Origin of the sequence: Chitinophaga varians, from assembly GCF_012641275.1 — a bacterium.
In the GTDB taxonomy this organism is placed as follows: Bacteria; Bacteroidota; Bacteroidia; order Chitinophagales; family Chitinophagaceae; genus Chitinophaga; species Chitinophaga varians_A.
In genome coordinates this window covers 1453177-1466762 of sequence record NZ_JABAIA010000002.1, presented here as the reverse complement: position 1 = coordinate 1466762, position 13586 = coordinate 1453177, and the positions used below count along the sequence as shown (strand labels likewise).

The following is a 13586-nucleotide window of genomic DNA, read 5'->3' as shown; positions in this document are numbered from 1 at the left end:
TATATTTCTCACATATTTACATATTAAAAATAATACACTTTGTCCGTTATCAGACTATTTTTTGTCCGCTTTCAATGGCAGCGCGTATCTCTGTGGTTATCCCAACATGCCGGCTGGAAGCAATCTATAGCAGCACTGACTTGTGCAGCAAGGCTAAAGACAGGGGTATGTCCTTTTTCCTGGTGCTTTCCGCTCATCCGCTTTTTATTACCCTGATCACTTTCCCGGATAAATTATTTTGCATTTACGAAAACAATCGTACATTAGCTACGAAGATATTCGTACAACAATAATCATCCTTGATAAAACATCATGACTGTGAAACAAATAAAGCCGACGGAAAGTGAACTGGAGATACTCAGCATTCTTTGGGAGAAGGGCCCCTGCACCGTACGGGAGGTGCATGACATCCTCTCTGCCACTAAAGATGCCGGCTATACCACTACGCTGAAGCTGATGCAGATCATGCATGACAAGGACCTGCTGGAACGAGATACCAGTAGTAAGACCCATGTGTATAAAGCGGCTGTTTCCCAGGAAAAAACGCGGCAACAGCTGTTGAATAAAATGATAGACACCGTCTTTGGCGGATCGGCCACCAGCCTGGTCATGCAGGCATTGGGCCAGCACCGTTCCTCTGACGCTGAACTGGAAAAAATCAGGGAATATTTAGCGGAAATAGAAAAACAACAAAAGCGATAACAGGTAAAAACGGATACTACTATGAACTTATTACCTATTACCGGCGATCTGGTGCGCGCGCTTGGCTGGAGCATACTACATGCCCTGTGGCAGTCCTTTTTCGTATATGCCTGCCTGAGGGTAGTGCTGAAACTATGGCCCATGGCCAGCGCCCGGATTAAATACAACCTGTCGTTTTTTGCGCTTTCCGGTATATTCACCTGGTTCCTCATCACTTTTTACCAGCAATGGCATACTATTTCAGCGGCACGGCAACTGCTGGTACAATACCATCCTGCCGGCGCAGCGGATATGGCCGTACCTGCTCTACAACCGGTGGCCGCTTACGCGGGCCAGCAGGAGATGGTAGCGCTGTTTCCCAGCCTGGAACTCTGTTTCCCTATACTTGTCACCTTGTACCTGGCCGGCATGCTGCTCATGACGATCAAATTCACATCCGACCTTGTACAATTGCATCACATTCGTACCACGATGGTAGAGCCCATGGGCGAAGCCTGGGAAAAACACCTGCGCCGGCTGATGGGCCAACTGAAATTATCCCGCCCGGTAAAGCTGCTGGTGTCGCGTTATGTGCAGGTACCAGTGATGCTGGGGTTCCTGAAACCCGTGGTACTATTGCCCATCGCGATGGTCAATAATCTGTCGGAAGAGCAGCTGGAAGCCATTTTGCTGCATGAACTGGCACACGTCAAACGCAATGATTATCTGTTGAATATCTTCCAATCCATTGTAGAGACGATCCTCTTCTTCAATCCTTTCGTATGGCTGATTTCCCGTATCATCCGCCAGGAAAGGGAACACTGTTGCGACGATCTCGTGATCGCGGGCACCGTCCAACCACTGCATTATGCCAAAGCCCTGATGGCGCTGGAAACGTACCGGTTAACTTCCAACCCGATGGCCATGGCTGCTGCAGATGACAAACAACATCTGTTTCACCGCATCAAAAGAATTATGGAGATGAAAACAAAACATCTTAACTATAGTCAAAAATTATTAGCAGTCCTCATCATTGCTACCGCCCTGGTGTCTATCGCATGGCTCAACCCTGCCAAAGGGAAAGATGCAAGTGACAAACACCTGAAAAGCGCTACCACTACGGATACCATTCCCGAGCAGCCAATGCCACCTACTCCGCCATCACCAGCGGCCCCGGAGCCGGTAGTGGTACCAGATGCTCCGGCAGCAACGGTAATCCCAGATGCTCCTACACCACCCACACCACCGGATGCCCCGGAGACGCCCATCCCCGCCAACATACAAACACCTAAAAATGTTATTGTAATGAATAGCAAAGGACGGGTATCATACTCCCCTTCAACACCGGTACCTCCATTGCCTCCGATGCCACCAATGGCTCCGATGGCTCCGATGGCTCCTATGGGCCCACTGTCCGATTCCACACCGGAACGTTATTCACGCAGAGCGGAAGCCGCCAGGAAAAAATTGGATGAAGCACAACAATCTGTCGAAAAAGCAATGCAGCGCCTGAAAGAAGTAGATATCAAAAAAATCCAGGCAGAAGCACAGGCCGCAACAGACAAAATCGACTGGAAAGCCATCGCAGAAGAATCACAGGCTGCTCAGGAAGCCGCCAGAGAAGCGCTGAAAAACATCGACTGGTCACAGATGCAGCAGGACATAAAAAACAGTATGAATTTCAAATTCGATTTCAATAACGAAGAATGGAAATCGAACAGTAAGGAATTCAGAAAACAAAGCGAAAAATTCCGCAAGGAATGGGAAAGCAACCGCAAAAAAATGGAAGCTGACAGAGCACATCAACTGAAGGAAATGCACTATACACGTGAAAAAGCGCTCGCAGCTAACAAGCAGCGAATGCAGGTAATGCGCGACTCTTCTTTAGTGTTCAAACAAATGCAGGTGATGCGCGACTCTTCTGTTTCCAGACAAATGCAGATGCGCAAACACATGGACGAACAACGGGACATGATGTTCCGTGAAGCGGACAAAGCCCGGCAGCAGGCCGACAGAGCCCGTGAAAGAGCTGACGTTGCCCGCGAAAAGGCCAATACTTCCTCTAAAAAATATCACGAACTGATCAGCAAAATGGCGGATGATAAACTGATTGACAGCCAGCATTCCTTCACCATCGAAAAAAATGGAAACGGCCTGTATATCAACGGTACCAAACAACCCGACAATGTTGCTGAAAAATATGGTCAATACCTGCAAAACAAACGGACCTATATCCGGCAGGCCGAACCCGGCAATCTTAATATCAGCGTCGAAGATTAATCGTCCCATATAAGGAAAACAATCGTTCTTCATCATCATGAAAAAGCGCAAAGAATGATACGGCTGGAGTTGCGTCAGCGGCCCGTCGTATTCTTTGCGCTTTTCTTTATTTCAGGACTACCGCCCAATAGGGTAAAGCGGTAGTCCAGGCATAGGAAAGGAACACCAGAACCTGTTATTTAACCAGGTATATATAGAAGGATAGTAACCCCAATACGAATTACGAATTACGAATTACGAATTACGAATTACGAATTACGAATTACGAATTACAAATTGTGAATTGCGAATTGCGATTGAGTGAATAACGACTACTACATTAGTGGAGAATAGTAAACCCGGAAACATGCTGTACAGGCCCCACACTGATCTCCATTTCTGTTACTTTAGCCATGGCCGGCCCTTTACGGCACCAGGACAGAAATTGCTCCATTACCGGTTCTTCTGCTTCTGCTAAAATCCATACAGCTTTATCGGGCATGTTTCTGATCTGCCCCTGCACTCCCAGCAAGTCCGCCATATGTTTCGCATTAGCCCGGTAACCCACGCCCTGCACCCGGCCTTTCACGATGATCTCTTTGTGTACGATTGATTTGGTTGTCATAACGTCAATGGTTATCTCAAAAATGTCTGAATCAGGATGAATACGGAACAGTATGATCCATTGGCCATATAGGTTGTATGGTCGAACGAATGTAACGATTAATCCCGGGGCGCTGAAATAGATTTGTCCGGCAGCAGGACATCCAATTCTCCAAAGCAGATTCGATGATGTTCACCCTTCACCGGTGCCTCCGGAACATGCCATGACAGCAGCCACACATTTAAGGAAAGACTGAGAATGGTTAACTTGAGGGAAACAAACTACAGATGAAAATTGAAGAAACAGGGGTCACAAAATAATAGGCTGAAAGCCTTACCGTTATGGGTATTCATGATACAGTCCGTTCAATTTTCATCCAATGCATCTCCAATCCGGCTCTTCCCGATTCAGACAATGATATATAAAAAGTCCAATCTGCTAAGCAGCATAATTGAACAAAGATCCTGTCATATGCTCAATGTCCCCAAACACAATATCTCTCACACGCTGGTATTTACCACCGGTTACCGGCCGTTTCAACAGGGTAAAACAATGGCAGTTAAAACTCCGCACAAACAACCGCTGCGTTAAAGCCGGCAGTACTTTGCCAATGGCAGTTTCATCCAGCCCGCGCGCGATCGTCATGCCCGGCTTGAATGCCTGCGGCTTCAGATCAAAACACTGCATAATGCTTTTGTGCAGCTCTACCAACGGTTTGGGATTGGCAACGTTCACACAGATGCTCTGCCGCCCGTCTGCATGCCTTACCGCCTCCAGTCGCGACGTATAGATCGCAAAACCTGACTGACGCTTGGCCACTTCTTCCACCATGTCAATAAAGTCATTTTCAAAACGCGCCGGAAACTCGGACCTGAATAAAGGGATGTATACCGGAGACGTAATGCTCGCAGCATCCTCCAGAGAAGTGGCGATAAATTGCCGTATACGGTTTACATCTTTTGATACCACAACATCCGGATTCACTACCAGCAAATAATCAAATAACGCTTCCGAAGTTTCATAATTCGTATTCATAACCTGATATTTTAACACTGACTGTTAGAATGACAATACAAATATACTATCTTTTTTCTGAAATACTAATTTTTTTAGCATTTTATACTAAAAAAATACGCAGCCAGATCTTCCAATACCACCAAACAAAGCAGGGATAAGCCTCTCGGCCTATCCCTGCTCCATTTTTATTTTGCTAAAAAATACTAACCCAGGTGTTGGATGATGGCGGCGAAATCACTTGCCACCAGGGAAGCGCCGCCAATCAGGCCGCCGTCCACATCAGGATTGGCAAAGAGTTCAGCTGCATTGCCAGGTTTGGCACTGCCGCCATACAGAATGGTTAAATGAAGCGCTGCTTCACGGCCAAATTTATTGGCAATCTGGGAACGGATGAAGGCATGCATGTCCTGCGCCTGCGCAGCGCTGGCAGTCAGCCCCGTGCCAATGGCCCAAATCGGCTCATAGGCGATCACTACGTTTTTGAGTTGCTCTCCTGTCAGGTGGAAGAGACTTTCTTCCAGTTGTTTGGCTACAAATGCATTCTGCGTTTCAGCCTGACGGATCTCCAACGGCTCACCGCAGCAGAAAATCGGCTTGATGCCGGCAGCCAGCGCCTGGTCTACTTTCTTAGCCAGTATCGCATTGCTTTCCTGGAAGTATTCCCTTCTTTCGGAGTGACCGATGATCACGTAATCCACGCCTACCGACTGCAACATTTCCGCGGAAACTTCGCCGGTATAAGCGCCGGATTTCTCGCTGGCGCAGTTTTGTGCCGCTACAAAAAAGCCGGGGTAGTTCTTCAACAGGGACTTGGCCTTGGTCAGGTACGGGAAAGGCGTAGCCACTACCACTTCCTGCCCTTCTGCCAGTTTCAGGCCGGTCTGCAGAATGTCATTGATCAATTGCTCACCCTGCGCCAGTGTAAGGTTCATCTTCCAGTTACCTGCAACAATTTTTTTTCTCATGTACTGTGATATTAAGTTTTATGGTCGTTGTGTGTTTGTTTCCCTGAAAACGGCCTCCAGTATCCTGCGGTCCGCCTCTTCCAACTGCCTGCCCTTGAACCCCATCCAGGCGGCGGCATCCCGCAACGCTTCGGGCAAACGGTAGCCGGTCATCCCCACCTGATGCCCCCAGCTAAAGGAAGGCAGGAAAGTTGGCGGAAACCCGGCGCCGAAAATATTACAGGACACCCCTACCACGGTACCGGTGTTCAACATGGTATTAATACCGGTACGGCTGTAGTCGCCCATCATCACGCCGCATTTCTGCCCTGCCGGCTCTGTCCCCTGCTTTGCTTCTACCCATACTTTCACTACGCCTGCATTGTTTTTGACATTGGAACAGGTAGTATTACCGCCGAGGTTACACCACTCACCAATCACCGCGTCTCCTACGTAACCATCATGTGATTTATTGGAATAGCCGAAAAATACGCTGTTTTTAATTTCCCCGCCACCGATACTATAAGGCCCCAGTGTGGTGGCCCCATATACTTTGGCTCCCATCTTTAAGACAGCCCCTTCTCCCATCGCCAGCGGCCCCCTGATAGCACAGCCCTCCATAATCAACGCATTCCGGCCGATATAAATGGGACCGGTAGCAGCGTTAAGGATACTGCAATACACAGCGGCCCCCGGCTCCAGGAACACATTTTCAGGATGTGATACCTGGCAGCCTTCTGGTAGCGGCGCGGAAGTACGCCCTTTGGTCAACAGCACAAAATCCTCCCGGATGGCACGGTCGTTCTGCAAAAAAATATCCCAGGGCCTGAAAATACCCACCACCGGACCTGTATAGTTTTTACGGTTGGCAGCCGGCAGCAGGTGGACTTCCCTGCCCTGTATTACCTTCGCCACCAGGTGATTATCCTTGTATAACTCCTCGTCCGGCCCCAAAGCCGTTATCGCCGCTACCAGCTCCTCATCAGGCATTAGGTGCCCGTTGATCAGCACGTTCATCATGACTTCATCTCCACGATGCAGCGGAAACTTCTCCTGCAAATGAGGTACGGTAAAATGACTGACACCAGTACCCAGCCAATGCTCCCACTTCTCCTGTATGGTAAGAATTCCTACTCTGCAGGCTGCAATGGGTCTCGTATGCGTAAAGGGGTATAACAGTTCGCGTTCGGGCGTGTCGAAAAGAATGTATTGACGCTCCATAGTGGTTAAAAATAAAAAATCCCATCGATAAGCCGATGGGATTCTTTATAAAAATATTGTTGTAAACAACTATGCTTTTTTAGCGTAGCGTTTGTTGAATTTGTCGATACGTCCTGCGGTATCCACCAACACATTCTTACCAGTATAGAAAGGGTGAGAAGTATTGGAAATTTCCAACTTAATCAACGGATACTCATTGCCATCTTCCCACTTTACAGTTTCTTTGGAAGGAGCAGTGGAACGGCTTAAAAAGCTGTGTCCGTTTGACATATCTTTAAATACCACAAATCTGTAATTTTCCGGATGGATTCCCTGTTTCATATCAAATATTATTGTAAATACAGGGTGCAAAGGTAACTAAATTTCTTTAACACCCAAAGTTTATTGTAAAAAAATCAGGATTTCATATTAATATACTGCAACGGTATGCCCAGATTGGCTTCCCTGCATGCCTGTATAACATCCTGTAAATCATCTATTTTTTTGCCGGTTACCCGTACAATATCGTCCATAATGGCGGCCTGTACCTTTAATCCGGAATCTTTGATCATTTTCACGATCTTTTTGGCGTCTTCCTGTTTGATACCATTCCGGATGGGCACTTCTTTCTTATATACCTTTCCGCTCTGATAAGGTTCCTTGCTCTGGTCGTAAATGGTGGCTTCCAGCCCCTGACGCATGGAACGTGAAATCAGCACGTCCAGCACCTGCCCCAGCTTCATATCACTGTCTACTTCTATATTCAGCACCAGGTCTTTTTTGTTCAGTTCAATTACCACATGTGACCCTTTGAAATCAAACCGGTTGGTGATCTCCTTCTTCACAGTGTTAACCGCATTATCCAGTGTCTGTAAATCTACTTTGCTAACAATATCAAAGGACGGCATAATTCAATTTTTTTTATCTTGGAACGACAAATATAGAAAAGAAAAAGCAGGTAGTGAACTACCTGCCCGACATATATAAATCTAAATCTAAAAAAAATTATATTTGGCGCACGTTGCCCATACCGGAAACGGTCTGGTTAACGGTCGGATTTCCTTTATATCTTACCTTGCCCACACCGGACACACTGATGTTCAGTTTTTTCTCCACGGCTACTTTCGCTTCGCCGCTGCCAGAGATGCCTACCGCTGCTTCCTGGGTCTGAAAATCAAGCGCATCAATATTGGCTGCTCCGGAAGCTTTGTATTCCACCTTGTCACAACTGCCTTTTAAATCAACACGGCTTGCTCCGGACATGCCCACTTCGAGGTCTTTCGCATTCAGGTTCAGGTCAGCATGGGTGGCACCGCTGAATTCCAGCTTCAGGTTGTCTGATTTAATAACGCCTTTACCGGTATAGCTGCAGGCGCCGCTGGCGGACAGCCTTTTTACCTGCTGTATCGTTACATACACGGTAATCTTTTTGCTCGGGTCAATATTTATACCTCTGCGGGTGGTCACTTCCAGCTCTCCGCCGGAAATGTTGGTTTCAATGTAGGGCAACAGGTTCGCTTCTGCTTCTACCTGGATGCTGTTGGTGCTGCCTTGCTGCAGTTCTATATTATAAACACCGCCAGTGGAAATTTTATCAAAATTACCGGCGGGCCGGCTTTCAGTTTTCATTTGGCCATTGCCTCTGATGCGCTCATTACGGACATTGGTGAAAGAAGCCAGTGACACAACGAGTGCTACTAAAAAGGTGGCTGGTACTACATACTTAAAGAATGTTTTCATTGTGGTTTTTTTAGAGATGATTTATAATCAGGTTTTAGAATGGGCTTTGTTGCGAATACATATGTAAAGATGAAGATCAATAGGCGTTCAGGCTAGCGTCCGAGTTAGTGCCTTTTATCTTGATGACCGGCGATCCCTCGCTGCCACCACCTGACTGTGCTCTGTAAATCAGGGTGCTGGACGTTTTATTGGAATTGACATTTTTCAGTTCCAGACCACCGGTGCTCAGATCGCCATTTACAATCACTACATCCAGCTGCAGCGGTAATCTGCGTGGCAGGTTTAATTTCAGGTCGGAGAACGTCAGTATCAGATCGGCACCTTTAAAGCCGGGCACTATCTTCTTGATGTTCAGGTCTCCGTAGGTGACCTTCATGGAGATATCAGTCACCAGGTCACCGATGTTGGTATCTGAAAAGGCCACATGGCCGTTGACTTTTTCCACCCGTTGAATCTTATAATCATCATAATTGGCGGCCAGCTTCAGTGTTCCCAGGTTGGTAACGGTATAGTTGCTGTAGTTGGAATTCACGTCCAACAGGTCCAGCTGCTCCGCCTTCAGGTTGGAATAGTTGCCTTTCAGCACTACTTTATTGGCTTTACCGATACGGCCCCTGTCACAGTAATTAAGTCTCAGCTGCAGGTCTGCCGCATCACGGATATCATAAGAACAATAATTAAGTTGCAGTTCTGCCGGGAAATTGAATTTATCGGCCACCACATCTCCGAAGCTGTTCTCTACCCTGAGCCTGGCAAGGCTTTCAGGGATAAACACATCGTAGTCTATATTGACGTAGTCTTTGGAATCTTTTTTACTGCCCCAGGAAAACCAGGACCCGCCTGATTTGGATGGGTTATAGGAAGTATTGATAGATACGTTGTTGCCGTTTTGATTGGCATCAATATTTACGCTTTCGGTGATTCCCTGTGCTTCCTGGTCATTTTTACCAAAGCCGGTAATGGTAATGGCCGCTTTGATTTCATTCTTCCCCCAGATGTGGAATACCACCTTCCCATATTTGTTGCTCAGGCTGAAAGCCGTGCCGGCGCTAACGGTAAATTCTTTGCGGATGGTTTTTTTATACGTTACGTCACCATTGGTGGCAAAAGTGAACAGCGGCAATACAAGGCATAACAGCAAACTAAATTTCAGCTTCATATTGTTTTTTTGTGTGAGTAGTGGGAGCTGCATGTTTTTCATGCAACTCTTCGAGGATTTTGTCAAGCAGCTCCAGTTTGAGCTGGTAATAACGGATCATGGCGCCCCGGATTCTTTGGTTGCCCGGATTGTTTTTCAGCTCATTCTCCAGTGTTTTATAGGTATCGTTACGTAACTGCAGTTCTTGTCTGGCGGCGCTGTCCAGCCCCAGCTCACTGGCCGGATAGGCGTTGATGAGCTCCAGCTTTTCATTGATACGGTTGGAATAATACACTTTGGCATCCTGCATTTCCGGTATCACGACAGCGAGGTCCTGCTGTTGCTGTTGTTTATGCCTGGCGATATAAAACAGTACGGCGGCGTTCACCAGCAATACTGCGATAACGGCGGCTTTGAACCAGTTTTTGCCCAGCAGCGAAACTACTCTGCCTTTACGGCCTCCCTCCAACTCTCTTTCCAATGCGTCCCACACTCTGGGTGAGGGCCCGGGCTCCTCAAACGCGTCCCGGTGCTGTTGGATAAAACTTTCAAAATTTTCCGGCATTAACGAATAAGATTTTGCTGTTTTACAATTTGCCTTACTTTCTCTTTGGCCCGCATGTACTGGGTTTTCACGGTAGATTCCGTAATCCCCATCATGTCGGCGATCTCACGGTGAGAGTAGTCTTCAAACAGATACAGATTCAGTACGGTGCGGTATCCCTGCGGCAACCCGTGAATGGCTGATTTGACAGCGGACACGGTCCACGTGAAGGAATCCTCGTCTATACCCACTTCTTCTGCTACTTCCACTTCTTCCACTTCTTCAAAGTACACTTTTTTCTTTCTCAGATTATTCAGGCAGTGGTTGACCACTATCCTTTTAATCCATGCTGTCACACTCGCTTCGCGCTCCAGCTTGCCGATGTTACGGTGTACCTGTATGAAGGCCTCCTGTAAGGTGTCTTCCGCATCACTGACATTACCCGTCATACGCAAACAGATGTTGTACATGGCAGCCGCATAAGCATTATACAGTTCGCGAAATGCGCGAACATCCCCTCTTTTGCAGCGGTCTATTACATTCCCGTCTATTTGCGTCTGATTCAAGTTATTGGCTGATGCTTTCATTATAAAGACAATGATTGTAAAAAAGGTTGCACGCGTTAAGGCCGTTCTTTAGAGTTTTTTTACGACTGATACTAAAGCCCTTTGGGAAAAACATATCTAAATATCTAATTATAAATATTTTATATAGATATACACCTATAATGTTTTCTTTAAAATTTTTTTATAAAATTACCGGGAAGCCGGCTTTTTCGGTTTTAAAATCCACCAAACCCTGTTTTTTTGTGACGAAACACGATTTCCAGGCAACCTGGGTAAAAAACGCAGCCCTGACGAAAAGGGCCGCGTTATCCATCCTTATATATACCTAAAAAACCATCTTTAGTTTCCTCCTTTAACACGGTTTTGTTCTGCTTCCAGGCCGGTTTGACGATTACGGGCGGCCTTGACGTTATTATTACCGAAGCGATAGTTGAACGAAAGCCGTACCTGCCGTGAATCCCATGTATTTGATACAGAAGTGGTGCGGCCCAGGTTCTCGAAATAGCCACGGAAATAACTCGTCCTGAAAACATCAGTCACGCCCAGCTTTACAGAACCTTTACCTTTCAGCACTTTCTGCTGCACACCGAGGTCCAGGCCATACATGGCTTTCATTTTGAACAGCCCTTCATCAGCTACCTGTGGAGAAACATAGAAGAAAACAGCTTCTGCGCTCAGGTCTTTTGTAAGGGTGAAAGTCTGTTGGGTGCGTCCAAAGAAACCGACTGATGACAACTTCACGTTGTTTTTATCGATCACAGTTTCGTACATATTGTAGGTAAGGGACACCGTGGTGAAAGACGTCCACCATTTGGTGACAGGTACCGGTGCAGAGATGTTCAGGTTGAAAACATCCGCCCTGGCTACGTTCTGATACCTGTAACGTATAGCCGTGGTATCCCCGCTGGCCTGATCTACCGCTGCTTCCAGGATCTTGGTCATCATGTCTTTTGTATGCGTATATGCCAATGATGTAGTCAGAAACGACTTAAATGTATGCGTAACCTCAAAAGCGTTGGAATACTGCGGCTTCAGGCCCGGGTTACCGGTTATTTTTGTATAACGGTCCAGGTAGAACTCAAACGGATTCAGCTCTTCGTAATCCGGACGCTGAATACGGCGGCTGTACGTCAGGCCCAGGGTATTGTTCTTGTTCAACTGATAATTCACGGCCGCGCTGGGAAAAAGGTTGAAGTAACTGGAGTCGTTTTTGATCACCTGCATCTGCTGGTCTTTTGTAAATGTGGAGTTACCATTGATATGGGTTTGTTCGCCACGAAGTCCCACCTGTACATATACCTTTTTGAACTGCTTATTAAAGTTGATATAAGCAGCGTTGATGTTCTCCTTATAAATAAAGTGGTTGGAGCGGCGTTCATCTTTTATCCAGTTGCCGGTACGCAGAGAGTCGAAGCGGGCATCATTGTCAGTGGTCACGAAGCTGATTTTAGCGCCGGCTTCCAGTTTGGCACCGCCTTTCAAGGGGTGCGCATAATCAATTTTTGCAGATTTAATATCGATGCTGGAAGGCTGGCCGTTGCGGGACGTATCGCTGTTAAGCAACGCTTTGTCAGCGCCGTCGCGGGTGAAGGCCAATATGGAAGCGTTGACTTTCTGGGTCATCCGCGCATAGTCCAGGTCAACGTTCAACTCTTTACCGGTAGAATCAAGAATACCGCGGTAGTTCAGGTTGTAGGCACCACGGTCCCATCTTGCATTTTCTTCGGTATTGGTATGCAACACAGAGTCTAGCCGGCTGCCGTTGCCCATCATGGTCACAGCCTCGCTGGGCATCAGGCGGTCGCGGCGGCTCAGGTCTGCCATTACACCAAGTGTATGATTTTTGGAGATGAAATAATCCACGCCCAGTTTGCCTGCCTGATAATCAGATTTCTGGTCCGTGCTGGTTTGCTGGTCAAATACCTGATAGTGGCCTTCATTGGTCATGGTACGGTATAATCCCAGCCACTGGTTCTGATCCCGATGATTATAGTTATAGGAACCGAAGATGTTTACCTTTTCGTTGCGATGGTTCAGGTTAAGTCCGCCATTGGCACGGCTTCTCTCGCCCTGGGAGACGCCCAGGTTCAGATTGCCGTTGGTTCCGTAGTTTTTATTCTTTTTCAATTTCAGGTTGATGATCCCGGCATTACCGGCAGCATCGTATTTGGCGGAAGGATTGGCGATGAGCTCTATTTGTTCCAGGTTGGACGCGGGCATGCTTTTCAGTAGTTCTGCCACATCCTGTGAGGTCATATTAGTGGGTTTGCCATCAATCATGATTACTACGCCGCCTTTTCCTTTCATGGAAATGTTACCGTCCTTGTCTACGTTGATGGTAGGTGATTTCTCCAGTACCTCCATGGCGGTACCGCCGGCGGCAGTGATGCTGCTTTCCACGTTCACCACCATCCTATCGTTTTTCTGTTCTATAAAGGGCTTGCGGGCGGTAACGTCTACTGCTTTCAGGCTTTTGGAAGCAGCTTCCATGGAGAGCGCAGGGACCGTTACGCCGGCAGCGCCCAGCTCAAAGGGTTTGCTGTAAGCTTTGTTCATGCCTACGGCTGCTGCCGCGATGAGGTACCTGCCTTGTTTTATCTGTTCAAATTCATATTTCCCGTTGATATCTGCAATAGCACCTTTTACAAGGGAGGAGTCGCCGGCTTTTAAAAGCGTAATGGTAGCGAATTCCACAGGCTGTTCGCCGGCGCGGACAACTTTACCGGCCACTTTAGGTCCGTTTTGTGCCTGGGAAGTGAATGCGGCGCTTACCATTCCTGCTGTTAATGCAAACGCTGTCAAAATTGATTTCATACGAGGGTAGATTAGAATTTTCTGATTTTTGGTCCAAGTTATCGGGATGGCAGCTTTTCCTGTTTTAAATTCCACCAAA

At 47.2% G+C, this 13586-nt stretch carries 13 protein-coding genes; 2 read left to right on the top strand and 11 right to left on the bottom strand.

Annotated elements, in window-relative coordinates:
* Positions 1 to 312: 312 nt before the first annotated feature.
* Both HGH92_RS20590 and HGH92_RS20585 read left to right on the top strand, forming a co-directional pair.
* Positions 313 to 702 (top strand): BlaI/MecI/CopY family transcriptional regulator, encoded by a 390-nt coding sequence (locus HGH92_RS20590; RefSeq protein WP_168872630.1) that lies wholly within the window; start codon positions 313 to 315, stop codon positions 700 to 702.
* 21 nt (positions 703 to 723) lie between these two features.
* Positions 724 to 2961, top strand: coding sequence for a M56 family metallopeptidase (locus HGH92_RS20585; RefSeq protein WP_168872629.1), 2238 nt, complete (start codon positions 724 to 726; stop codon positions 2959 to 2961).
* A gap of 319 nt (positions 2962 to 3280) precedes the next feature.
* Here HGH92_RS20585 and HGH92_RS20580 read toward each other — a convergent pair whose 3' ends face one another.
* The 11 genes from HGH92_RS20580 to HGH92_RS20530 form a co-directional block, all read right to left on the bottom strand.
* Positions 3281 to 3565 (bottom strand): acylphosphatase, encoded by a 285-nt coding sequence (locus tag HGH92_RS20580; protein ID WP_168872628.1) that lies wholly within the window; start codon positions 3563 to 3565, stop codon positions 3281 to 3283.
* Positions 3566 to 3982: 417 nt separating this feature from the next.
* Positions 3983 to 4579, bottom strand: coding sequence for a 2'-5' RNA ligase family protein (locus HGH92_RS20575; protein WP_168872627.1), 597 nt, complete (start codon positions 4577 to 4579; stop codon positions 3983 to 3985).
* Between the two features lie 185 nt (positions 4580 to 4764).
* Positions 4765 to 5526 (bottom strand): triose-phosphate isomerase, encoded by a 762-nt coding sequence (gene tpiA, locus HGH92_RS20570; RefSeq protein ID WP_168872626.1) that lies wholly within the window; start codon positions 5524 to 5526, stop codon positions 4765 to 4767.
* 18 nt (positions 5527 to 5544) lie between these two features.
* Positions 5545 to 6726, bottom strand: coding sequence for a putative sugar nucleotidyl transferase (locus HGH92_RS20565; protein ID WP_168872625.1), 1182 nt, complete (start codon positions 6724 to 6726; stop codon positions 5545 to 5547).
* A 69-nt stretch (positions 6727 to 6795) separates the two neighbouring features.
* Entirely contained in the window at positions 6796 to 7047 is a 252-nt protein-coding gene (locus HGH92_RS20560) for a type B 50S ribosomal protein L31 (protein WP_168805214.1), read from the bottom strand.
* Between the two features lie 74 nt (positions 7048 to 7121).
* Positions 7122 to 7613, bottom strand: coding sequence for a YajQ family cyclic di-GMP-binding protein (locus HGH92_RS20555; RefSeq protein WP_168872624.1), 492 nt, complete (start codon positions 7611 to 7613; stop codon positions 7122 to 7124).
* A 97-nt stretch (positions 7614 to 7710) separates the two neighbouring features.
* The gene (locus tag HGH92_RS20550) at positions 7711 to 8445 is read right to left on the bottom strand and encodes a head GIN domain-containing protein (RefSeq protein WP_168872623.1); all 735 of its coding nucleotides are present in this window, start codon (positions 8443 to 8445) and stop codon (positions 7711 to 7713) included.
* Positions 8446 to 8521: 76 nt separating this feature from the next.
* Entirely contained in the window at positions 8522 to 9604 is a 1083-nt protein-coding gene (locus HGH92_RS20545) for a hypothetical protein (protein WP_168872622.1), read from the bottom strand.
* Positions 9588 to 10148, bottom strand: a complete 561-nt coding sequence (locus HGH92_RS20540; protein WP_168872621.1) for a hypothetical protein — start codon at positions 10146 to 10148, stop codon at positions 9588 to 9590. The genes HGH92_RS20545 and HGH92_RS20540 overlap by 17 nt, the downstream gene beginning before the upstream one ends.
* Positions 10148 to 10693: an RNA polymerase sigma factor gene (locus HGH92_RS20535; protein WP_168872620.1), complete on the bottom strand. Its 546-nt coding sequence runs from the start codon at positions 10691 to 10693 to the stop codon at positions 10148 to 10150. Before HGH92_RS20535 ends, HGH92_RS20540 begins: the two co-directional genes overlap by 1 nt.
* 339 nt (positions 10694 to 11032) lie before the next feature.
* Positions 11033 to 13507 (bottom strand): TonB-dependent receptor domain-containing protein, encoded by a 2475-nt coding sequence (locus tag HGH92_RS20530; RefSeq protein WP_168872619.1) that lies wholly within the window; start codon positions 13505 to 13507, stop codon positions 11033 to 11035.
* Between the last annotated feature and the right edge of the window lie 79 nt (positions 13508 to 13586).

Excerpts from the sequence above, each read along its gene's own strand:
- HGH92_RS20580 (WP_168872628.1), bottom strand. The coding sequence starts at position 3,565 with ATGACAACCAAATCAATCGTACACAAAGAGATCATCGTGAAAGGCCGG.
- HGH92_RS20545 (WP_168872622.1), bottom strand. The coding sequence starts at position 9,604 with ATGAAGCTGAAATTTAGTTTGCTGTTATGCCTTGTATTGCCGCTGTTC.
- HGH92_RS20550 (WP_168872623.1), bottom strand. The coding sequence starts at position 8,445 with ATGAAAACATTCTTTAAGTATGTAGTACCAGCCACCTTTTTAGTAGCA.
- HGH92_RS20560 (WP_168805214.1), bottom strand. The coding sequence starts at position 7,047 with ATGAAACAGGGAATCCATCCGGAAAATTACAGATTTGTGGTATTTAAA.
- HGH92_RS20590 (WP_168872630.1), top strand. The coding sequence starts at position 313 with ATGACTGTGAAACAAATAAAGCCGACGGAAAGTGAACTGGAGATACTC.
- HGH92_RS20585 (WP_168872629.1), top strand. The coding sequence starts at position 724 with ATGAACTTATTACCTATTACCGGCGATCTGGTGCGCGCGCTTGGCTGG.
- HGH92_RS20540 (WP_168872621.1), bottom strand. The coding sequence starts at position 10,148 with ATGCCGGAAAATTTTGAAAGTTTTATCCAACAGCACCGGGACGCGTTT.
- HGH92_RS20565 (WP_168872625.1), bottom strand. The coding sequence starts at position 6,726 with ATGGAGCGTCAATACATTCTTTTCGACACGCCCGAACGCGAACTGTTA.
- HGH92_RS20555 (WP_168872624.1), bottom strand. The coding sequence starts at position 7,613 with ATGCCGTCCTTTGATATTGTTAGCAAAGTAGATTTACAGACACTGGAT.
- HGH92_RS20530 (WP_168872619.1), bottom strand. The coding sequence starts at position 13,507 with ATGAAATCAATTTTGACAGCGTTTGCATTAACAGCAGGAATGGTAAGC.
- tpiA (WP_168872626.1), bottom strand. The coding sequence starts at position 5,526 with ATGAGAAAAAAAATTGTTGCAGGTAACTGGAAGATGAACCTTACACTG.
- HGH92_RS20575 (WP_168872627.1), bottom strand. The coding sequence starts at position 4,579 with ATGAATACGAATTATGAAACTTCGGAAGCGTTATTTGATTATTTGCTG.